The organism is Nocardia sp. NPDC004068, assembly GCF_042874315.1.
In the GTDB taxonomy this organism is placed as follows: Bacteria; Actinomycetota; Actinomycetes; order Mycobacteriales; family Mycobacteriaceae; genus Nocardia.
In genome coordinates this window covers 372130-392345 of sequence record NZ_JBIAMW010000001.1, presented here as the reverse complement: position 1 = coordinate 392345, position 20216 = coordinate 372130, and the positions used below count along the sequence as shown (strand labels likewise).

The window sequence follows — 20216 nt, the reverse complement described above, 5'->3', positions numbered from 1 at the left end:
CGGTCATCGCCTCATCGCCCCCACCTTCGCACAGGGCACCGACAAGATCCGGCCGGTCGGGTCACGTACCCAGTTCGGCCAGCAACGCGGCCACCAGTTCCTCGGCGGTACCCCGGGTCGTGTATCCGGCGGCGTAGCGGTGGCCGCCACCGCCGAGCCGGGTCGCCACGTGCGCCACGTCGACCCCGTCGTTCGCGCCGACGCCGCTGTCGCGGGAGCGCAGCGAGACCGTCCACAGGCCCGGCGTCGCGCGAGACTCCTTGAACACGGCCGCGATTCCCGCCTCGGCGGTGGTGCGGACGACGTCGATGACGCTCTCGATCTCCTCCGAGCGCATGGCATCGATATCGGAACGGCGGACGAACGCGTAGACCAGACCCGTCCCGCCCGCGGCCTCGGGCGCGAGCCGCGCGGTGCCCAGCACCCGCGACAGCATCGGCAGCCAGCCGAAGGGGTGGGTGTCCATGAGTGTGCGGGTGATGCCCGCGCCGTCGATCCCGGTGGCGAGCAAACGTTCAGCAAGCCGATGGGTGTCGGGGCCCGCCCAGCGGAAACAGCCGGTGTCGGTGACCAATCCCGCGAACAGGCAGTGCGCCACGGCGGTATCGATCGGCTCACCCCAGCTGTCGAAGACGCGGGCGAGCAGGCTCGTGGTGGACTCGGCGGCGTCGTCGACGAGGTTGACGGTGCCGAACCGGGTGTTGGACCGGTGATGATCGAGCACGAGCGTGGTCGTCGCGCCCTCGATCCGGTCGGCCAGCGCGCCGAGGCGGCCGCGGCTGCCGCAGTCGACCGCGACCAGCAGATCGACCTCGTGCGGTACCTCGTCGGGCGCGACGAGATATTCGGTGCCCGGCAGCGAGCGCATCGAGCCGGGCAGTTCGGTGGGTTCGGCGAAGGACACCCGGACCGGGACGCCGCGCCGGGCCAGCACCTGGGCCAGGGCCAGCCCGCTGCCGATGGTGTCGGCATCGGGCTGGACATGACACAACACCGTCACCGATCGCGCGGCGTCCAGGACCTCGACGGCCGCGGCGATCTCCGCCGCAGGCGTAACTGCTGTCATCGCTGCGCCCATCTCAGGCGACCGCCCGGGTGGGCGGTCAGTCGTCCTCGTCGCGGTCGGTCTTGTAGGGATCCGCCTCACCGGCGTGGGTGGCGTTGGCCGCGGTCTGGGCCACCCGTTCGTCGACCGCGCGGGCCTTGGCCAGCAGTTCCTCCATCTGCCGCGCCGCGTCCGGGACGGTGTCCAGGACGAAGGCGAGGGTGGGGGTGAATTTGATGCCGGTTCCGGCGCCGACCTTCGAGCGCAGCACGCCCTTGGCCTTCTCCAGTCCGGCCGCGGCGCCGGCGAAATCCGGTTCCACGGCGAGACTTTCGCCCATTACCGTGTAGTACACGGTCGCTTCCCGTAGGTCGCCGGTCACCTTGGCGTCGGTGATCGTCACGAAACGCAGCCGCGGATCCTTGATCTCGTATTCGATCGCGTTGCCCACGATGGAAACGATCCGCTTCGCGAGTCGGCGTGCTCTGGCCTGGTCCACCATGGCCGACCCTCCTCACTCTTGCTCTGCGGCGGCGAGAGCGGGCCGGGGGCCCGACCTCCCGTCGCCGCTGGTATCCGATTCAGTCTTCGGGGCCGAAGACGCGGCGGCGCACTGCCAGCAACTGTAACTCCGGACGGGCCGCGACGTGCCGTTCACACTTGTCCAGCACCTCTGTGAGATGTCCCATCCCGGAGCTCACCATGGCCACGCCCAGCAGCGCCCGACGGTACCGATCGTGTTCCCCACCCTCGGCCGCACACACCCCGAAGCGCTGCAATTCCGCCAGCACCGGCCGGATCACCGACCGCTTCTCCTTCAACGAATGCACATCGCCGAGCAGGATGTCGAACTCCAGCGCCCCGACGAACAACGGCTCACCTCTTGCTGACTTCCCCTGGCCGAAAGCGGGCCAGGGCCATGGGTTTTCGGCGTGCCGGGGCCGAGGGTTTCCCCTCGGCCCCGGCACGGACGACTTCCTGGTCTCGTGGACCTTGCCTGTCCCGGCACCGACGACCTCCTGGTCCCGGGACGACGAGGACCTTCCCAGGTCCTCGGCACCGGGGGGCGTGCCCAGGTCTCGACACCGAAGGTGCTCCCAGATCCCGGCACCGAAGGTGTTCCCAGATCCCGGCACGCCCTTCGCCGGGACTAGTCCCGCGGCTTCTCGCGGAGCTCGTAGGCCTCGATGACGTCGCCTTCCTTGATGTCGTTGTAGCCGAAGGTCATACCGCATTCGAAGCCCTCGCGGACCTCCATGGCGTCGTCCTTCTCGCGGCGCAGCGACTGGATCGTCGTCTCGGCGATCACCACGCTGTCGCGGAGCAGGCGGGCCTTGGCGTTGCGCTTGACCGTTCCGGAGGTGACCATGCAACCGGCGATGTTGCCGAACTTGGAGGAGCGGAAGATCGCGCGGATCTCCGCGCGGCCGAGCTCGACCTCCTCGTAGATCGGCTTGAGCATGCCCTTGAGGGCCTTCTCGATCTCGTCGATGGCCTGGTAGATCACCGAGTAGTACCGGATGTCCACGCCTTCGCGGTTGGCCAGCTCGGTCGCCTTGCCCTCGGCCCGGACGTTGAACCCGATGATGATCGCGTTCGACGCGGACGCCAGGTTGACGTTGGTCTCGGTGACACCACCGACACCGCGGTCGATGACCCGCAGCCGGACCTCGTCGCCGACCTCGATGCCCAGCAGGGCCTCCTCGAGGGCCTCGACCGTACCGGAGTTGTCGCCCTTGAGGATCAGGTTGAGCTCCGAGGTCTCCTTCAGAGCGGCGTCCAGATCCTCCAGGCTGATCCGCTTGCGGCTGCGCGCGGCCAGCGCGTTGCGCTTGCGCGCGTTGCGCCGGTCGGCGATCTGCCGGGCGATGCGGTCCTCCTCGACGACCAGCAGGTTGTCACCGGCACCGGGCACCGACGTGAAGCCGATGACCTGCACCGGACGCGACGGCAGGGCCGCGTCGACGTCCTCGCCGTGCTCGTCGACCATGCGCCGGACGCGACCGTAGGCGTCGCCCGCGACGATCGAGTCGCCGACCCGCAGCGTGCCGCGCTGCACCAGCACGGTCGCCACCGGGCCACGGCCGCGGTCGAGGTGCGCCTCGATGGCGACACCCTGAGCGTCCATGTCCGGGTTGGCCCGCAGGTCCAGCGTCGCGTCCGCGGTCAGGACCACGGCCTCGAGCAGTTGCTCGATATTGGTGCCCTGGCGCGCGGAGATGTTGACGAACATGGTGTCGCCGCCGTACTCCTCGGCCACCAGGTTGTACTCGGTCAGCTGCTGGCGGACCTTCTCCGGGTTCGCGCCCTCCTTGTCGATCTTGTTGACCGCCACCACGATCGGCACGTCCGCGGCCTGCGCGTGGTTGATGGCCTCCACCGTCTGCGGCATGACGCCGTCGTCGGCGGCGACCACGAGGATCGCGATGTCGGTGGCCTTCGCACCGCGGGCACGCATGGCGGTGAACGCCTCGTGACCCGGGGTGTCGATGAAGGTGATGAGCCGTTCCTCGTCGTTGACGTGGGTCAACACCTGGTAGGCGCCGATGTGCTGGGTGATGCCGCCGGCCTCGCCCTCGCGGACGTTGGTCTTGCGGATCGTGTCCAGCAGTCGGGTCTTACCGTGGTCGACGTGGCCCATGACGGTGACCACCGGCGGGCGGACCTGCAGGTCGTCCTCGTCGCCGTCGTCCTCGCCGTAGGTGAGGTCGAAGCTCTCGAGCAGCTCGCGGTCCTCGTCCTCGGGCGAGACCACGTGCACGACGTAGTTCATCTCGCCGCCGAGCAGCTCGAAGATCTCGTCGTTGACCGACTGGGTCGCGGTGACCATCTCACCGAGGTTGAACAGCACCTGCACCAGCGAGGCCGGGTTGGCGTTGATCTTCTCGGCGAAGTCCGACAGCGAGGCGCCGCGGGCGAGCCGGATGATCTCGCCGTTGCCGCGGGGCAGCCGAACGCCGCCGACCGAGGGGGCCTGCATCGAGTCGTACTCTTGCCGCTTCTGCCGCTTCGACTTACGGCCCTTGCGGGGCGCGCCGCCGGGACGGCCGAAGGCACCCGCGGCGCCGCCGCGACCGCCCGGACCACCGGGACGACCGCCGCCGCCACCGGGACGACCCCGGAAGCCACCGGCCGCGGGAGCACCCGCACCGGCGCCGCCGCCGGGCGCGCCGCCACCGCCGCCGCGGTAGTTACCGCCGCCGCCACCGGGACGACCCGCACCGCCCGGCGCACCGCCGGGACGACCCGGACGACCGCCGCCGGCCGGACCCGGACGGGCCGCGCGCTGCGGCATCGCACCCGGATTGGGCCGGGGCGGCATCGAACCCGGGCTCGGGCGCGGACCGCCCGGACGGGGGCCGCCGCCCTGCGCGGCCGCCGGACGCTGACCACCCTGACCGGGGCCGGGACGCGGACCCGGCGTCGGGCGCGGACCGCCCTGGGCCGGACCCGGACGCGGGCCACCGGGACCGGGGGTCGGCCGCGGGCCGCCCTGGCCGGGGGCCGGACGCGGCGCGGGACGCTCGCGCTCGGGAGCCGAGGAGTAGGGGTTGTTGCCGACGCGCGGGGTCTTCGGACCCGGACGCGGGCCGCCGCCCGGACGGGGACCACTCTGGCCCTGACCGCCGGGACGCTGCTGCTGCTGGCCGGGGCGCGGGCCGCCGGGGGACGGACGCTGGTCCTGACGCTCCTGCTGTTGTTCCTGCTGCGGCGCGGACTGCGCGGCGGCGGGAGCCGGGGCGGCCGGACGCGGGGCGCCGGGCTTGGGCGACGGACCCGGACGGGCCGCGGGACCGGGCTTCGCGCTGGAGGTCTCGGGCTTGGCGGCCGGGGCCTCGGACCGGGCCGCGGGGGCCTGCTCCGCGGGAGTCCGGTCCGCGGGCTTGGACTGCGCCGGGCTCGGCGACGGATGACGGGGGCCGGGCCGGGGACCGGGGGTGGCTCCGGACGCGGGCTTACCGCCCGAACGACCCTGATTCTGGCCGGATCGGGCCGACTTGTTGCCGTTCGACGACGACTTCGACGCGAACGATTCGCGAAGGCGACGGGCGACGGGGGCCTCCACCGTCGAGGACGCCGACTTCACGAACTCGCCCTGCTCCTTGAGCGTTGCGAGTAGTTCCTTGCTCGTGACACCGAGTTCTTTCGCCAACTCGTGCACGCGGGCCTTGCCTGCCACTGCTCTCCTCACTGAGAGGTCGAGCGTGGCGCCCGCCCCCTGGGGACGGATGGCCCGCACGACCTCCGATTATCTTCGATGGCCGATCATCGTTGGTACTTCATCACGGTGTGCTCATGAGTGCTCGTGCCTGTTCTCCACGTAGTGCTCCAGGGCTGAGATATCCAGTTTTCCGGACACTCTTAGCGCTCTGCCGAACGCTCGGCGCCGAACTGCATTGCTCAGACAGACCGAAGAGGGGTGCAACCAGGCACCCCTTCCGGGCAGTCTGCGCCGCGGATCGGGAACGACCGCAACACCGTCTTGCGACGACAGCGCCACGACCCGCAACAGATCGGCGGCCAGCTCGCGTTCCCGACATCCCACGCAGGTCCGGACGGGTCCGGAGCGCAGAGAGGTCGGGGACTCGCGCTGAGCCTGAGACCACTCTACCGCTGCCACGTCCCGATCTCCGCATCCAGCCCTCTGGTTGGTTATCAACATGTCATCCCGAGGCCCGTCCGGCGGGCTCAGCCGGTTGTGCCTCGGTGCGCGGCGCGGCCCGTCCGCGTCGGATTCAGCCGTGTTGCGCCTCGGTGCGCACGGACCCGTTCGCATCGGGCGCCGCGTCGGAGCGGATGTCGATGCGCCAGCCCGTCAGGCGCGCGGCGAGCCGCGCGTTCTGACCTTCCTTGCCGATGGCGAGGGAGAGCTGGAAGTCCGGGACCACCACACGCGCCGCGCGCGCCTCGGGGTCCACGATCGTGACCGATACAACCTTGGAGGGGCTCAACGCATTCCCGACGAAGGTCGCCGGATCGTCGGCGTAGTCGATGATGTCGATCTTCTCCCCCGCGAGTTCGCTCATCACGTTGCGCACGCGCTGACCCATCGGGCCGATGCACGCGCCCTTGGCGTTCACGCCCGGCACATTGGTCCGCACGGCGATCTTGGACCGGTGCCCGGCCTCCCGGGCCACGGCCACGATCTCGACCGACTCGTCGGCGATCTCGGGCACCTCGAGCGCGAACAGGCGGCGGACCAGATTCGGGTGGGTGCGCGAGAGGGTGATCTGCGGGCCGCGCGCCCCGCGCGAGACGCCGACGACGTAGCACTTGATCCGGTCGCCGTGCTCGTAGGTCTCGCCGGGCACCTGTTCGGCGGGCGGGATGACGCCCTCCGCGCCGGTGGCCTCGCTGCCGATGCGCACGACGACCGTGCCGCGGGCATTCATCCGCGCGTCGCGCTGCACGACGCCGCCGACGATATCGCCCTCGTGCGTGGAGAATTCACCGAAGGACTTCTCGTTCTCCGCGTCGCGCAACCGTTGCAGCACGACCTGCCGGGCGGTGGTGGCGGCGATGCGGCCGAAACCCTCTGGGGTGTCGTCCCATTCGGAGATGACATTGCCCTCGGCGTCGACCTCGCGGGCCATCACGCGGACCACGCCGGTCTTCTGGTTGATGTCGATGCGCGCGTTGGGCTCGTGCCCCTCGGTGTGCCGGTAGGCGGTCAGCAGCGCGGACTCGATCGCGGAGATCACGGTCTCCATCGCGATCCCCTTGTCGGCGACGATCGCGCGCAGGGCTTCGATCTCGATGTTCATTCCACGATCCCTTCGGTCGGCGCGGCTACTGATTCCGGTTGTTCTCCATCTGGTGTGTCCGCGGAACCGGCTCCCGGTTCCGGGCGGCCGGGGGCCACTCCCCCGGCTAATCGCATCTCGGCCTCGCCGGGTGGGGAGAATTCCACTTGGACGACGGCCTTTTCGATATCGGCCAGCGGCACGGTGACGCGGTGGGGTTTTCGTTTCCCGCCGAGGACGAGGGCGACCTCGCGGTCGTCGGACGCGCCCACGCGGGCCTCGAAGCGGTCGCTGTTCTCCGGGGTGGGGGCGCCCGGGCGCAGCGTGATCCGCACCTTGCGGCCGCGGGCGCGTCGCCAGTGCCGAGGGGCGGTGAGGGGTCGGTCGGTGCCGGGGGTGGTGACCTCGAGCAGGTAGGACAGCTCGCCGAAGTCCCCGGCCGCGTCGAGGGCCTCCGACAGTTCCGAACTGACATGGGCGATCTCGTCGAGATCGACCCCGGAATCGCTGTCCACCACGATCTTCACGCGCGCCTGCGACCCACCGGCAGCCGTGATCGCCACGCCCTCGAGGTCGAATCCTCGGCGCTCGACGAGCTCAGCAACAAGCTGGCTCACCCTTTCCTCGGTCGGCATCGGCATGTGGGCGGCTCCTGGTTCAGTTGTGGCGCGGTGGCGTTGGCGATATCGGTCCTGGTCGAGCACGGTCGGCACGGGGTCTCGACGGAATACTCCGCCGGAGGTCTAGCGTAACGCGCCCGAAGAGTGTAAAGGACCAGCCAACCTGGTTCGGTTTCCCCTGGGTGCTCGCGGCGGTCCGACATCCGAAGGGGCAGTTCACAGCGTGTCGAGTGGGCTCGGCGGTTTGTCTCGCCACAATCACTGGCACGATGTAGGCGTGCCGAGCACTCACATCGTGATCCCGCCGCCGCCGTCGAGCCGTGCCCCGTCCGCCGTGAACCGCCGAACCCTGTTGCGGCTGGCGGGTGGTGGCGTCGCGACGTTCGGTGTGCTGGGCGCGGCCGGTTGCGCCGAGGACCCGCCCGCGCAGCCGGATGTCCTTCTCGCACAGGAACAGTCGGCCCGCACCGACGCGGTGTGGGCGCGGGCCGCGATCGCCGGCGCGCCCGACCGCACGGCCGCGCTGACGGTGATCGCCGAGCAGCGCACCCAGCACGCCGACGCGGTGCGCGCCGAAATCGACCGTGCCACAGGCGTTTACGGCGACGGCACCAAGCCCGAGTCGAATACGCCGCCGGTCGCTCCACCGCCCGCGCCCGCCTCGCCCCCGACCGTCGCCGCGCTGCGCGATCAGTTGGGCCGTTCCCAACGGTCGGCCGCCGACCTGTCCCAGACCCTGTCCGGCTACCGCGCGGGCCTGCTCGCCTCGATCAGCGCCTGCTGCGCCACCCACGCGGGAGTCCTGCTCGCATGACCGTCTCCGACCAGCAAGCCCTCACCGCGGCCCTCGAGGCCGAATACGCCGCCGTCTACGCCTACGGTCTCATCGCCGCCTACGCCTCCCGCGAGCGCACCAAGATCGTCGCGGAGTACACCGCCGCCCACCGCGCCCGCCGCGACGCGACGATCGACCAGCTGAAATCCCTGGGCGCCTCGATCCCCGCACCGGCGGCCGCCTACACCCCACCCTTCCCCGTCGACGACCCCATCCCCGCCGCGAAGCTGGCCGTCACGGTCGAGTCCGACACGGCCGCGGCCTGGCGCTCGGTCGTCGAACGCGCGACGACCTCCGAACTCCGCCACACGGCCATCGAGGCCCTGACCGAATCGGCCGTCCGATTGGCCACCTGGCAAACGATCCTGGGCACGAACCCGGCGACAGCGGTGTTGCCGGGGAAGGACTGACCTCGACCACCGACACCTCAGTCGAACAACGCTCCAACGGAGTCCACGGTGGCCGCCCGGCGAATCCAGAGCCGCACCTGATCCGGATCCCGGCAGGTGAGGATGCGCTCCCGCGCCTCGTCATCGACGGGAATCCCCAACGCCTCCAACATCACCATCAGCGCTTGCGCTTCCCCCTGCGCGATATACCGCCGCGCGAAGTCGCTCTTGTACTCATAGGTCCTGGTCATCAGTTCCTCCAACAGGCGCGTGGCTTCGTCGGACAGGAGTGAACGGTACGCCGAGGGTCCGACAAGTCGGATTCGGTCCAATGACCAACTCGCGCAAGGGATTCAGCGGATGTCGGTGGCGTACTGGGGTTGGTATACCGAGACGGCGAGGCGGATCATGTCGGCTACCTCGTCGCGGGTGAAGGAGGTCTGGTCGGAGCCGTCGCCTAGGAAGAAGTTCTCGACCATCGACGGGAAGACCTGGGCCGGAAGGCTTCCCGCGCGGACGAGGCGGTCGAACTCCTCGGCGAGGTTGCGGCCGGTGCAGATCGCGCCGTAGGGGGAGTTCACGGCCAGGCGGGCGAGGCCGCCGCCCTTCGCGGCTAGGGCGGTGAGGAAGGCGCGGTCACCGTCGGTGACGGTGACCGTGCTCGGGCGCGACGTGGTGGCCGCGGTCTGCGAGGGTTCGCTCGCGGAGGTCGCACAACCGGTCAGCGCGGTGAGGGCGACCACCAGACCCAGAATGGGCTTGATCACACTGCGAACCAACCAGTTCGGCGGTCGGCCCGCAAATCGAAACGCTCAGCCGCGCGCCTTCGCCAGTACCGCGGCCGCCGCCTGATCGGCCGCGATCTCCTCATTGGTGCCCGCGAAGCGGTCGCGCACCTCGACCTTGCCGTCGGCCCAGCCGCGCCCGACCACGAGCACCAGCGGCATGCCCAGCAGCTCCGCGTCCTTGAACTTCACCCCGGGCGAGGCGGTCCGGTCGTCGAGCAGGACCTCGAGCCCGGCCGAATCCAGTTCCGCCGCAACCTGTTCCGCGCCCTGCCGGGCGCCCTCGTCCTTGTTGGCGATGACCACGTGCACGTCGAACGGCGCGACCTCGCGCGGCCAGCGCAATCCCTTCTCGTCGTGCAGCTGCTCGGCCAGCACCGCCACCATCCGGGACACGCCGATGCCGTACGAACCCATGATCAGCCGCACCGGTTTGCCGTTCTCGCCGAGCACGTCGACCTCGAACGCGTCGGTGTACTTGTACCCGAGCTGGAAGATGTGCCCGATCTCGATGCCCCGCGCCGCGTGCAGCACCCCCTGCCCGTCCGGCGAGGGATCCCCGTCGCGCACCTCGGCGGCCTCGATGGTCCCGTCGGGGGTGAAGTCGCGCCCCGCGACCAGCCCCACGACGTGTCGCCCGGGCGCGTCGGCCCCGGTGATCCACGAGGTGCCGCTCACCACGCGCGGATCCACCAGATACCGAATCCCGTTGTCCAGCAGGCCCTTCGGACCGATGTAGCCCTTGACCAGGAACGGGTTGGCGCGGAAGTCCTCCTCGGTGAGCAGTTCCACCTCGGCCGGTTCCAGCGCCGCGCCGAGCCGCTTGTCGTCGACCTCGCGGTCACCCGGCACGCCGATGCCGACGATCTCGGTCTTCCCGTCCGGATGGCGCAGCTTGACCATGACGTTCTTGAGCGTGTCCGCCGCCGTGACCGCCCGCCCGTACCGCTCGGCGACGGCCGTGTTCGCCCACTCGACCAGCGTGGCGATGGTCGGCGTATCGGGAGTGTCGAACACCTCCGCGGGCGGCTGCCCCTCGATCGGGATCTCCGGCGGCGCGGGCGTCACCACGGCCTCGACGTTCGCCGCGTACCCGGATTCGCGGCACACCACATAGGTGTCCTCCCCCACCGGACTGTCGGCCAGGAACTCCTCCGAGGCGCTGCCGCCCATCGCCCCGGACGTGGCCGCCACGATCACATACGACACCCCCAGCCGATCGAAGATCCGCTGATACGCCTCGCGGTGCGCGCCGTAACTCGCCTTCAGCCCGGCCTCGTCCAGATCGAACGAGTACGAGTCCTTCATGATGAATTCGCGCCCGCGCAGAATCCCCGCCCGCGGCCGCTCCTCGTCGCGGTACTTGGTCTGGATCTGGTACAGCGTGACCGGAAGATCCTTGTAGGAGTTGCACTCCCCCTTGACCGTGAGCGCGAACAGCTCCTCGTGGGTGGGCCCGAGCAGATAGTCCGCCTTCTTGCGGTCCTGCAACCGGAACAGCCCGTCGCCGTATTCGGTCCAGCGGTTGGTCGTCTCGTAGGGTTCGCGCGGCAGCAGCGCGGGCAGCGAGATCTCCTGCGCCCCGATCGCGTTCATCTCCTCGCGCACCACGTTCTCCACCTTGCGCAGCACCCGCAGTCCCAGCGGCAGCCACGAGTACACGCCCGGCGCGATGCGCCGCACGTAGCCCGCGCGGACCAGGAGCTTGTGACTGGGCACCTCGGCGTCGGCGGGATCGTCACGCAGGGTACGCAGGAAGAGGTGCGAGAGACGGGTGATCACGGGTGCACAGCGTAGCCCGTGCTCACGCGGGGTTCGCAGGGCATTACCGTATCCGCTCGTGCTGGTGATCCTCCCTCCCTCCGAAACCAAGTCCGACGGCGGTGAGTTCGGCCCGCTCGATCTGGACGCGCTGTCGTTGCCGCAGCTCACCGCCGTGCGCGACAAACTGGTCACCGCACTGATCACCCTGGCCGACGACCCGGCCGCGGCCCGCGCGGCGCTGGGCCTGGGCAAGGGCGCCGACGCGGAGATCACGCGCAACGCGACGCTGCGCACCTCCGCGACCCGGCCCGCGCTCGAGCGGTACACCGGCGTGCTCTACGACGCGCTGGGCGTGGCCTCGTTCACGAAAATTCAGCGGCAGAAGGCGTTCGCGCGGTTGGCCATCGGCTCGGCCCTGTTCGGTGTGCTCCGCGCCGCGGATCCGATTCCGGCCTACCGGCTCTCGGGCGGTTCGAAGCTGCCCGGCCTGCCGACGCTGGCCTCACTCTGGAAACCCGCGCTGGCGCCCGCGCTGCGCGAGGAGACCGCCGGGGGGCTGGTGGTCGATCTGCGCTCGGGGACCTATCAACAACTGGGCCGCGTGCCGGGCGCGATCACCGCGACCGTGCTCACCGAACGACCCGACGGCACCCGCACGGTCGTCAGTCACTTCAACAAACACCACAAGGGCCTGCTCGCCCGCGCGCTGGTGCTGACCCGCTCCGAACCGGCCACCGTGCGCGATCTGGCGCGGGTGGCCGAAAAAACCGGGCTCCGCGTGGAAATCGCGTCGTCGACGGAATTGCTGGTCCTCACCTGAGTTGAACTTCAGGTACACCCGGACATGAATGAAAAGGACACACCCGGTTACGAGAATCTTTCTCGTCCAGGCATTTCGGCGACCCCGGGAATGGAACCGATTGCCCCGCTTGGGATATGGCGAGCGGTGTCGTAATGTGGGCGCGGCGCGTCGACAGCGTGGTCAATCCGTTGCATTTTCCGAGGAGCTTGGCGTGGGCGAAACCGTCACCCGAGAAGATAAGCAGGCCCGGGAACAAAAGGCGCTGCGCGAGATGACCGATCGCCTCGTCGCCGACTACGCGGACACCCATTCCGCGCGGCAGGTCGAGGACGTCATCGCCGCGGCCGTGGGCCGTTTCGAGGGGCATTCGGTGCGCGACTTCGTGCCGATCCTGGTGGAGCGGATCGTGCGGCGGCAACTGTCCGGCACGCCGGAGCCGACGGAATTCGTTGCGGCGGAGCCTGTTTCGGACGAACCCACGGGTGCCGGGCGGTGGCGCGCGCTGGTCTCCCCACCCTGGACGGTCCGCAAGCTGGCCCTCCCGCTGGGCGCGCTCGTCGTGGTGGCGATCGTCGCGATCGTCGTCGGCACCTCGGGAACCTCCACGTCCCCGGCCCCGGCCGCCGCGGCGCCGACCGTGATCCGCGGCGTGGTCGGCTCGGAGAAGAGCGCCTTCTTCGCCGATCCGAAGGTGGTGTACGCGTTCGCGCGCAACGGCATTCGGGTGGAGGCGGAGCCCGCGGGTTCCCGGCAGATCGCCACCTCGGTCGATCTCGGCAAGTACGATTTCGCGTTCCCGTCCAGCGCCCCGGCCGCCGAGCGAATCCTGCGGCAGCGCAATGTGACCGCGAAATACACCCCGTTCTCCTCGCCCATGGCCATCGCGACGTTCGCGCCGATCGCCGACCTGCTCACCCGGGCGGGCGTGGTGCGCCCGGGACCGACGCCGACCTTCGACATGGGCCGTTATCTGGATCTCATCGCGGGTGGTAAGCAATGGGATCAGCTGCCCGACAACACCGTCTATCCGGTGCGCAAGAACATCCTGGTCTCCACCACCGACCCACGCACCTCGAATTCCGCGGCCATGTATCTGGCCATCGCCAGTTACGTCGCCAACGACAACACCGTCGTGCGTGGCGCCACCGCCGAGGAATTCGTCCTCGGGAAAATCTCGAAACTGTTCGTCGGGCAAGGGTATTCCGACAATTCCAGTGAGGGTCCGTTCGCCCAGTACCTGTCGGCGGGTATGGGTCCCACCCCGCTGGTCCTCTGCTACGAGGCCCAGTACGTCGAGGCCGCCGCCGCGGGGCGCGTGACCCCCGACATGGTCCTCATGTACCCCTCGCCCACCGTCCTCTCCCGCCACACCCTGGTCCCCCTCACCCCCGAGGGCGATCGCGTGGGCCGGTTGCTCACCACCGACCCCGAACTCCAGGACCTCGCCGCCGCGCACGGATTCCGCACCGACGACCCGGCCCGCTTCTCGAAGGTCACGGACGCGAACCGCGTTCCGGTGCGGAAGGACGTGATCGACGTGGTGGACACCCCGGCCTACGACACGCTGGAACATCTGCTCGACGGCGTCGCCAAGTCCTACAACTGATCCATCGCCGACCATCGGACCCATGGCTACGCTGAATTGATGAGCAACGCGGAGAGAGATCCCGAGGCGGTCGAGCTCGCGTCGAGGATGTTCGAGGCCGCGCGGGCGGGTGACGCGGCGACCGTGGGGGCCTACCTGGACGCGGGGGTCCCGGTGAATCTGACCAACGAGCGCGGCGACACGCTGGTGATGCTGGCCGCCTACCACGGCCGGCTCGCGGCGCTCCGCACGCTCCTGGACCGAGGCGCGGACCCGGACCGAGCCAACGATCGCGGGCAGACACCGCTGGCCGGGGCGATCTTCAAGGGCGAGCCCGAGATCGTGCGGGTCCTGCTCGCGGCGGGCGCGGATCCGGACGCGGGCACGCCCTCGGCCCGGGAGGCCGCGGTCATGTTCGAGAAGACCGAACTGCTGCTGGGCACGGGCTGAGTCAGCGCAACCGGGCGAGCACCTTCGCGAAGGCCGTCATGTCGTGGCTGGTGATGGTGAAGTAGGTGACGCCGTACTCGTCGCGGAAGCGGCGCACCGCGTCGGCGATGTCCTCCTCGGTGCCGTGCAGCACGGTCGGTACGGCGAGCAGTTCGTCGTCGGAGTAGTCCGGATAGAAGACGCGCGGGAAGCTCAGATCGGGCGTCCCGGAACCCGCGATGTGCACGCCCAGGATCATCAGGTTGATCTCCAGGGCCGCGAACCGCTCCCCCGCCGCGGACCGCAGCAGCGCGATCCGTTCGGCGAGCGTCCCCCGCCGCGTCGGATCGTCGCCCGCGACCACACCCGACAGGCCCACGGTGTCGGCGTGCCGGGCCGCCACCCGCAGCAGCCGATCGCCCTGGCCCGCGATCACGATGGGAACGCGTGACCGCGCCGGGCGCGGGCGATGCTCCGGATCGGCGAGCAGTTCGCGTACCTCGACGACGGTCCGCTCCAGATGCGAAATCCGTTGCGCCGCATCGGGAAACGGGATGCCGATCGCCTCGAAATCGCTCGGGGCGTACCCGGCCCCGAGGCCCAGCTCGAACCGCCCGTCGCTGAGCTGATCGACCGCCGCCGCGTCCCGGGCCAGCAGTGCGGGCCGGGTCAATCCGGCGTTGAGCACGAACGTCCCCAACCCCACCCGCGATGTCACCCCGGCCGCCGCCACGAGCGCCGGGAACGGCGCCACCATCCCCAGATGATCCGGGACGAGCACCATGTCGTAGCCGAGCTCCTCGACCAGCCGCGTCGACCGTTCCCATTCCGCCCGCGAGTCCGAGGCCCGCATGCTCACACCGAATCTGAAGTCTCGCACGAGGTCTCACCCTTCCCGAACGGAAGCATCCGCGCCACTTTTATTCGTCCGCGACGCCGATGTCCTCGAACCACAGCTCGGGCCGTGCGGCGATGAACTCCCGCATCATCGCCACGCAGCGCGGGTCGTTCAGGACCGTCACCGTGACCCCGTTCTCCGCCAGCCAGTCGTGCCCCCCGTGAAAGGTCTCGGCCTCCCCGACGAGCACCGCCCCGATGCCGAACTGCCGCACCAGCCCGCTGCAATACCAGCACGGCGACAAGGTCGTCACCATGATCGTGTCCCGATAATCACGCCGCCGCCCAGCGTCCCGAAAGGCATCGACCTCCGCATGCAAACTCGGATCCCCCTTCTGCACCCGCCGATTCCGCCCGCGCCCCAACACATTCCCCGCACCGTCGAACAGAGCCGCCCCGATCGGAATGCCCCCCTCCTCGAGCCCGACCCGCGCCTGCCCATAAGCCACCGCCAGCAGAGCATCCATACCGATCATGCTGCCACCCACCTGCCCCGCCCTCCGCGCGACCACCCGGCTCACACCCGCCACACGCGTCCGCCAAGCCAACCGCCCTCCGCGCGGCTCCCGGCATCGCCTCCCCGCTCACCCCTCCGCCCGCACCCACCCGCCTCGCCGCCTCGGCGGGGCCACCCGCTCACCCGCCCGGACGCGCCCACCCGGCTTACCGCCCTCGCGCGGCCATCCGGTTCACCTGCCGCCCGGTCCACCCGCCTCTGAGCGGAACCCATCCGCACGTCCGCCCGGCTCACCCGCCCTCAGCCCGGGGCGCGAGGTCGCGGATGAGCAGGGCGGTGTGGAGGGAGGTGCGGGTTTCGCCGTCGGTGAGGTCTACGCCGAGGACGCGTTCGATGCGGGCCAGGCGGTCGTAGAGGGCGGGGCGGCTGATGTTCATGCGGCGGGCCAGTTCGGTTTTGTTGCCCGCGGCGTCCAGGAAGCCGCGCAGGGTGCCGACGAGGTCGCCGCCGTGGCGGATGTCGTGGCGGAGCAGGGCGCTCAGTTCGGTTTCGGCGAAGCGTTGGACGCCGGGCTGGTCGCGGATCAGGGAGAGCAGGCCGCGCAGGCGTATGTCGCCGCTGCGGTAGAACGGGCGCGGGTGGGTGGTGGCCAGTGACAGCGCCACCTCCGCGACGTGTCCGGCGTGGATCAGTTCGCGCGCGGTGTCGAGCAGCGAGTCCGATTCCGCGCCCGCGCCGATCACCACCCGCCGCACTCCCTCGACCCGCCGCACCTCGGCGGCGATCTGCGCGCACACCCGGTTCAGGCGTTCGTCGAGGTCGCCGCCGCGAGAGACGGCCAGCACCACCGTGATTCGCTGCTGTTCGGCGGCGCTCAGCGCGGTCGCCTTGGCCAGCGCCACGCCGTGTCCGACCGCGTCGAGCAGCGCGGCCGCCCGGCGTTGCCGCGCGACCGGATCGGTTTCGGCGGGCGCGTCGAGGTGTACGGCCAACGGCACGTAGCGGGCCCGCCGCGCCAGGCCGAGGGCCGCGGCGCGGGCCATGGCCTCCGGTTCGTCGCCGAGGCGGCCGCTCACCATATCGTCGATGAGCCCGGTCTGCGCCTGCCGGTGCAGACCGAACCGGTCCCGCTCGATCATCCGGTGCAGCGTCAGGGTCTGCGCGGCCCGCTCGAGCACCATGCGGGTGCGGGTCGTCGCCGCGCCGCGCAGGATCAGCCGTCCCCACCGCTCGGTGTGCGGGCCGACCGGGACGACGGTCGCGTCGTCGGCGAGCAGACGGGAGGTGGTCTCCCAGTCCGCCAGCAGATCCGCGGCCGAGTCGTGCCGGGCGGTCACGGCCAGCACGCGATGGCCCAGATCTTCCAAGATCACCGACGAATTCAGTAGTGTCGCGGCGGTTTTCACGATCTCGTCGAGGGACGCGCGGCGCACGCTCAGCGCCGTGAACGTCTCGTGCACCGAATGCGCGAACGCGAGTTCGGCGTACTGATCGGCCACGATCACCCGGTGCACCGCCTCGGTGACCGCCACGAACCGGGTGACGCGCCGCAACGCCACCACCGGCAGCCCGAGCCGATCCGCCGCGGCGGCGATGTGCGGCCTGATATCGGCCACATAACTGCCCAGCTCCACCACCAGCGCCGAAACATTCGCCGCCGCAAGCGATTCCAGATAGGCCAGCGCCGCGGGCGTCCCCCGGGCGAGCGGCTGCCCGGTCGTGAGGATCAACTCCCGCCCGGCCAGCAGCGCCGCCACATCGGCCACCTCCCCGACGTGCACCCACCGCACCGGCCGCGCCAACCCCGCCGCCCCGCCCCGCACCTCGGGCTCCCCCGCCCGCACCACGGGCATGGCGAGCACATCGGCGACGGTCGGCAACACCGACGAATCGTAATACGAACCCCACCGGAACCGACACTTCGTCGGCCGATGGGCGGCACGGGATGCGGGATAGTGGCAGCACCGACACGGAGACGAGGGAGACCATGGGGACCATTGCGCACTGGGTGGACGGCAAGCCGTTCGACGGGACCGGCGAGGCGACCCTGCCGGTCACCAACCCGGCCACGGGCGTGACCACCGGCCAGGTGGCGCTGGCGACGGCGGCCGACGCGCGGGCGGCGGTGGACGCGGCGGCCGCGGCGTTCCCGGGCTGGCGCGACACCTCGCTGACGCGGCGCACCCAGATCCTGTTCCGGTTCCGCGAACTGCTCAACGAGCGCAAGGACGAACTCGCCGCGATCATCACCGCCGAACACGGCAAGGTGCTCTCCGACGCGGCGGGCGAGGTGACGCGCGGGCTGGAGGTCGTCGAATTCGCCTGCGGCATACCGCATCTGCTCAAGGGCGGATTCACCGAGAACGCCTCCACCAAGGTGGACATCTTCTCGATCCACCAGCCGCTGGGCCCGGTGGCGATCATCTCGCCGTTCAACTTCCCGGCCATGGTCCCGATGTGGTTCTTCCCGGTGGCGATCGCGGCGGGCAACACCGTCGTGCTCAAGCCGAGCGAGAAGGACCCCTCGGCCTCGCTGTGGCTGGCGCGGCTGTGGGCCGAGGCCGGGCTCCCGGACGGGGTGTTCAATGTGGTGCAGGGCGACAAGGTGGCCGTCGACGAACTGCTCGACAACCCGAACGTGAAGGCGGTCTCGTTCGTCGGCTCGACCCCGATCGCGCGCTACGTCTACCAGCGCGGCACCGCCGCCGGGAAGCGCGTGCAGGCGCTCGGCGGCGCGAAGAACCACATGGTGGTGCTGCCCGACGCGGATCTGGACCTGGCCGCCGACGCCGCGGTGAACGCCGGATTCGGCTCGGCGGGCGAACGCTGCATGGCCATCAGCGTGGTCGTGGCGGTCGGCGAGATCGCCGACGACCTGGTGACGCGAATCGCCGAGCGCGCGAAGACGATTCGCACCGGCGACGGCACCCGCGGCAGCGATATGGGCCCGCTGGTCACCCGGCAGCACCGCGATCGCGTCGCCGACTACGTCGCCGCGGGCGAAGCCGAGGGCGCCGCGGTCGTTCTCGACGGACGCGGCGTCGAACCCGACGGCGCGGCGGACGGCTTCTGGCTGGGCCCCACCCTGCTGGACCACGTGCGCCCGGAGATGAGCGTCTACACCGACGAGATCTTCGGCCCGGTGCTGTCGGTGGTGCGGGTGGACGGCTACGACGACGCGTTGGCGCTGATCAACGCCAATCCCTACGGGAACGGTACGGCGATCTTCACCAATGACGGCGGCGCGGCGCGGCGCTTCCACACCGAGGTGGAGGTCGGCATGGTCGGCATCAATGTGCCGATCCCGGTACCGATGGCCTACTACAGTTTCGGCGGGTGGAAGTCCTCGCTGTTCGGCGATTCGCACGCGCACGGCACCGAGGGGCTGCACTTCTTCACCCGCACCAAGGCGATCACCGCCCGCTGGCTCGATCCGAGTCACGGCGGGCTGAATCTCGGCTTCCCCCAGAACAATTGACGACAGGAACGATGCGATGACCCTGCCCAACGGGCTGAGTGTCGAGGCGGCGCGGGAACAAGCCGCGCGCGCCTACGAACTGGATCGGCGGCACGTCTTCCACTCGTGGTCGGCGCAGCGGCGGATCCAGCCGATGACGATCACCGCGGCCCAGGGCAGTTATGTGTGGGACGGGGACGGGCGGCGGCTGCTGGACTTCTCCTCGCAGATGGTCAATACCAACATCGGGCATCAGCATCCGAAAGTCGTTGCGGCCGTTAGGGATCAGGCGGCGACGCTGTGCACGATCGCGCCGCAGCACGTGAATCCGGCGCGGTCGGAGGCGGCGCGGCTGATCGCGGAGCGGACGCCGGGCGAGCTGGACCGGATCTTCTTCACCAACGGCGGCGCGGACGCGGTGGAGCACGCGGTGCGGATGGCGCGGCTGTACACGGGGCGGCCGAAGGTGTTGTCGCGCTACCGGTCCTATCACGGCGGGACGGAGACCGCGGTCAATCTCACCGGCGATCCGCGGCGCTGGCCCAATGATCGCGGCGCGGCGGGGGTGGTGCACTTCTTCGGGCCGTTCCTGTACCGCTCGCAGTTCCACGCGCGCGACGAGGCGGAGGAGTCGCGGCGGGCGCTCGAGCATCTCGAACAGGTGGTGGCCTTCGAGGGGCCGGAGACGATCGCGGCGATCCTGCTGGAGTCGGTGCCGGGGACGGCGGGGATCATGGTGCCGCCGCCCGGATATCTCGCCGGGGTGCGCGAGTTGTGCGATCGACACGGCATCGTACTCATCGCCGACGAGGTGATGTCGGGATTCGGGCGGACCGGACGGTGGTTCGCGATCGACCATTTCGACGTGGTGCCGGATCTGCTGACCTTCGCCAAGGGGGTGAACTCGGGTTACGTCCCGCTCGGCGGGGTGGCGATCGCGCCGCGCATCGCCGCGATCTTCGACGACCGCGCCTACCCGGGCGGGCTGACGTATTCGGGCCATCCGCTGGCGGCGGCCGCGGCGGTCGCGACCATCACGGCGATGGCCGAGGAACGGATCGTGGAGAACGCCGCCGATATCGGGGAGCGGGTGCTCGGGCCGGGGCTGCGGGAGCTGGCGGCACGGCATCCGAGTGTGGGCGAGGTACGGGGATTGGGCGTGTTCTGGGCCCTGGAACTGGTCCGGGATCCGGCGACGCGAGAACCGTTGGCGCCCTACGGCGGAACGAGTGAGGCCATGATCGAGGTGGTGGCCGCCTGCCGGGACGCCGGGCTGCTGCCGTTCGTGAACTTCAACCGGTTGCACGCGGTGCCGCCCTGCACGATCACCGAGGCCGAGGCCAAGGAGGGGCTGGCGATTCTCGACGAAGCCTTGCGCCTCGCCGATCGGCACACGCTACCGTGAGC

At 70.3% G+C, this 20216-nt stretch carries 20 protein-coding genes; 7 read left to right on the top strand and 13 right to left on the bottom strand.

What is annotated here, in order from left to right:
• Window positions 1-61: 61 nt before the first annotated feature.
• From ACFYTQ_RS01790 to rimP, 7 genes are all read right to left on the bottom strand, one after another.
• Window positions 62-1066, bottom strand: a complete 1005-nt coding sequence (locus ACFYTQ_RS01790; RefSeq protein ID WP_387356207.1) for a bifunctional oligoribonuclease/PAP phosphatase NrnA — start codon at window positions 1064-1066, stop codon at window positions 62-64.
• A gap of 37 nt (window positions 1067-1103) precedes the next feature.
• Window positions 1104-1547: a 30S ribosome-binding factor RbfA gene (gene rbfA / locus ACFYTQ_RS01785; RefSeq protein ID WP_387356205.1), complete on the bottom strand. Its 444-nt coding sequence runs from the start codon at window positions 1545-1547 to the stop codon at window positions 1104-1106.
• Between the two features lie 79 nt (window positions 1548-1626).
• Window positions 1627-1917 carry a DUF503 domain-containing protein gene (locus tag ACFYTQ_RS01780; RefSeq protein WP_387356203.1) on the bottom strand — a complete coding sequence of 97 codons (291 nt, stop codon included), beginning with the start codon at window positions 1915-1917 and terminating at the stop codon, window positions 1627-1629.
• A 278-nt stretch (window positions 1918-2195) separates the two neighbouring features.
• Window positions 2196-5225, bottom strand: a complete 3030-nt coding sequence (gene infB, locus ACFYTQ_RS01775) for a translation initiation factor IF-2 (RefSeq protein ID WP_387356201.1) — start codon at window positions 5223-5225, stop codon at window positions 2196-2198.
• Between the two features lie 114 nt (window positions 5226-5339).
• Window positions 5340-5666: a YlxR family protein gene (locus tag ACFYTQ_RS01770; RefSeq protein ID WP_387356199.1), complete on the bottom strand. Its 327-nt coding sequence runs from the start codon at window positions 5664-5666 to the stop codon at window positions 5340-5342.
• A gap of 115 nt (window positions 5667-5781) precedes the next feature.
• Window positions 5782-6810 (bottom strand): transcription termination factor NusA, encoded by a 1029-nt coding sequence (gene nusA, locus ACFYTQ_RS01765; protein ID WP_387356197.1) that lies wholly within the window; start codon window positions 6808-6810, stop codon window positions 5782-5784.
• Window positions 6807-7430, bottom strand: coding sequence for a ribosome maturation factor RimP (gene rimP / locus ACFYTQ_RS01760; RefSeq protein ID WP_387356195.1), 624 nt, complete (start codon window positions 7428-7430; stop codon window positions 6807-6809). The genes nusA and rimP overlap by 4 nt, the downstream gene beginning before the upstream one ends.
• Before the next feature lie 256 nt (window positions 7431-7686).
• Here rimP and ACFYTQ_RS01755 point away from each other — a divergent pair, with 256 nt between their 5' ends.
• Window positions 7687-8223 (top strand): hypothetical protein, encoded by a 537-nt coding sequence (locus tag ACFYTQ_RS01755; RefSeq protein ID WP_387356193.1) that lies wholly within the window; start codon window positions 7687-7689, stop codon window positions 8221-8223.
• Window positions 8220-8654, top strand: coding sequence for a ferritin-like domain-containing protein (locus ACFYTQ_RS01750; RefSeq protein ID WP_387356191.1), 435 nt, complete (start codon window positions 8220-8222; stop codon window positions 8652-8654). Before ACFYTQ_RS01755 ends, ACFYTQ_RS01750 begins: the two co-directional genes overlap by 4 nt.
• Before the next feature lie 17 nt (window positions 8655-8671).
• Here ACFYTQ_RS01750 and ACFYTQ_RS01745 read toward each other — a convergent pair whose 3' ends face one another.
• The 3 genes from ACFYTQ_RS01745 to ACFYTQ_RS01735 form a co-directional block, all read right to left on the bottom strand.
• Window positions 8672-8884, bottom strand: coding sequence for a hypothetical protein (locus tag ACFYTQ_RS01745; RefSeq protein ID WP_387356190.1), 213 nt, complete (start codon window positions 8882-8884; stop codon window positions 8672-8674).
• Window positions 8885-8986: 102 nt separating this feature from the next.
• Window positions 8987-9400 (bottom strand): hypothetical protein, encoded by a 414-nt coding sequence (locus ACFYTQ_RS01740; RefSeq protein ID WP_387356188.1) that lies wholly within the window; start codon window positions 9398-9400, stop codon window positions 8987-8989.
• Window positions 9401-9445: 45 nt separating this feature from the next.
• A complete protein-coding gene (locus ACFYTQ_RS01735; protein WP_387356186.1) occupies window positions 9446-11200 on the bottom strand; it encodes a proline--tRNA ligase in 1755 nt (584 codons plus the stop codon).
• 58 nt (window positions 11201-11258) lie between these two features.
• On the opposite strand from ACFYTQ_RS01735, the gene yaaA reads away from it, so the two are divergent.
• The 3 genes from yaaA to ACFYTQ_RS01720 all read left to right on the top strand — a co-directional run bounded on the left by yaaA (window position 11259) and on the right by ACFYTQ_RS01720 (window position 14019).
• On the top strand, window positions 11259-12002 hold the full coding sequence (gene yaaA, locus ACFYTQ_RS01730) for a peroxide stress protein YaaA (protein WP_387356184.1): 744 nt from the start codon (window positions 11259-11261) through the stop codon (window positions 12000-12002).
• Window positions 12003-12195: 193 nt separating this feature from the next.
• Entirely contained in the window at window positions 12196-13590 is a 1395-nt protein-coding gene (locus tag ACFYTQ_RS01725; RefSeq protein WP_387356182.1) for a three-helix bundle dimerization domain-containing protein, read from the top strand.
• Between the two features lie 39 nt (window positions 13591-13629).
• Window positions 13630-14019 carry an ankyrin repeat domain-containing protein gene (locus tag ACFYTQ_RS01720; protein WP_387356180.1) on the top strand — a complete coding sequence of 130 codons (390 nt, stop codon included), beginning with the start codon at window positions 13630-13632 and terminating at the stop codon, window positions 14017-14019.
• Window position 14020: 1 nt separating this feature from the next.
• Here the strand turns inward: ACFYTQ_RS01720 and ACFYTQ_RS01715 are convergent, their stop codons facing one another.
• From ACFYTQ_RS01715 to ACFYTQ_RS01705, 3 genes are all read right to left on the bottom strand, one after another.
• Window positions 14021-14878: a TIGR03621 family F420-dependent LLM class oxidoreductase gene (locus ACFYTQ_RS01715; RefSeq protein ID WP_387356178.1), complete on the bottom strand. Its 858-nt coding sequence runs from the start codon at window positions 14876-14878 to the stop codon at window positions 14021-14023.
• A gap of 40 nt (window positions 14879-14918) precedes the next feature.
• Complete coding sequence (locus ACFYTQ_RS01710) at window positions 14919-15353, bottom strand: nucleoside deaminase (protein WP_387356989.1); 435 nt, start codon at window positions 15351-15353, stop codon at window positions 14919-14921.
• Between the two features lie 289 nt (window positions 15354-15642).
• Complete coding sequence (locus tag ACFYTQ_RS01705; protein ID WP_387356177.1) at window positions 15643-17235, bottom strand: PucR family transcriptional regulator; 1593 nt, start codon at window positions 17233-17235, stop codon at window positions 15643-15645.
• A 104-nt stretch (window positions 17236-17339) separates the two neighbouring features.
• On the opposite strand from ACFYTQ_RS01705, the gene ACFYTQ_RS01700 reads away from it, so the two are divergent.
• Window positions 17340-18830, top strand: coding sequence for a CoA-acylating methylmalonate-semialdehyde dehydrogenase (locus tag ACFYTQ_RS01700; RefSeq protein WP_387356175.1), 1491 nt, complete (start codon window positions 17340-17342; stop codon window positions 18828-18830).
• 16 nt (window positions 18831-18846) lie between these two features.
• On the top strand, window positions 18847-20214 hold the full coding sequence (locus ACFYTQ_RS01695; RefSeq protein WP_387356173.1) for an aspartate aminotransferase family protein: 1368 nt from the start codon (window positions 18847-18849) through the stop codon (window positions 20212-20214).
• Window positions 20215-20216: the final 2 nt, after the last annotated feature.

Bases quoted from the DNA above. Each gene is read 5' to 3' on its own strand.
- ACFYTQ_RS01790 (WP_387356207.1), bottom strand. From the start codon at position 1,066: ATGACAGCAGTTACGCCTGCGGCGGAGATCGCCGCGGCCGTCGAGGTC.
- rbfA (WP_387356205.1), bottom strand. From the start codon at position 1,547: ATGGTGGACCAGGCCAGAGCACGCCGACTCGCGAAGCGGATCGTTTCC.
- nusA (WP_387356197.1), bottom strand. From the start codon at position 6,810: ATGAACATCGAGATCGAAGCCCTGCGCGCGATCGTCGCCGACAAGGGG.
- rimP (WP_387356195.1), bottom strand. From the start codon at position 7,430: ATGCCGATGCCGACCGAGGAAAGGGTGAGCCAGCTTGTTGCTGAGCTC.
- ACFYTQ_RS01750 (WP_387356191.1), top strand. From the start codon at position 8,220: ATGACCGTCTCCGACCAGCAAGCCCTCACCGCGGCCCTCGAGGCCGAA.
- ACFYTQ_RS01745 (WP_387356190.1), bottom strand. From the start codon at position 8,884: ATGACCAGGACCTATGAGTACAAGAGCGACTTCGCGCGGCGGTATATC.
- ACFYTQ_RS01720 (WP_387356180.1), top strand. From the start codon at position 13,630: ATGAGCAACGCGGAGAGAGATCCCGAGGCGGTCGAGCTCGCGTCGAGG.
- ACFYTQ_RS01700 (WP_387356175.1), top strand. From the start codon at position 17,340: ATGGGGACCATTGCGCACTGGGTGGACGGCAAGCCGTTCGACGGGACC.
- ACFYTQ_RS01695 (WP_387356173.1), top strand. From the start codon at position 18,847: ATGACCCTGCCCAACGGGCTGAGTGTCGAGGCGGCGCGGGAACAAGCC.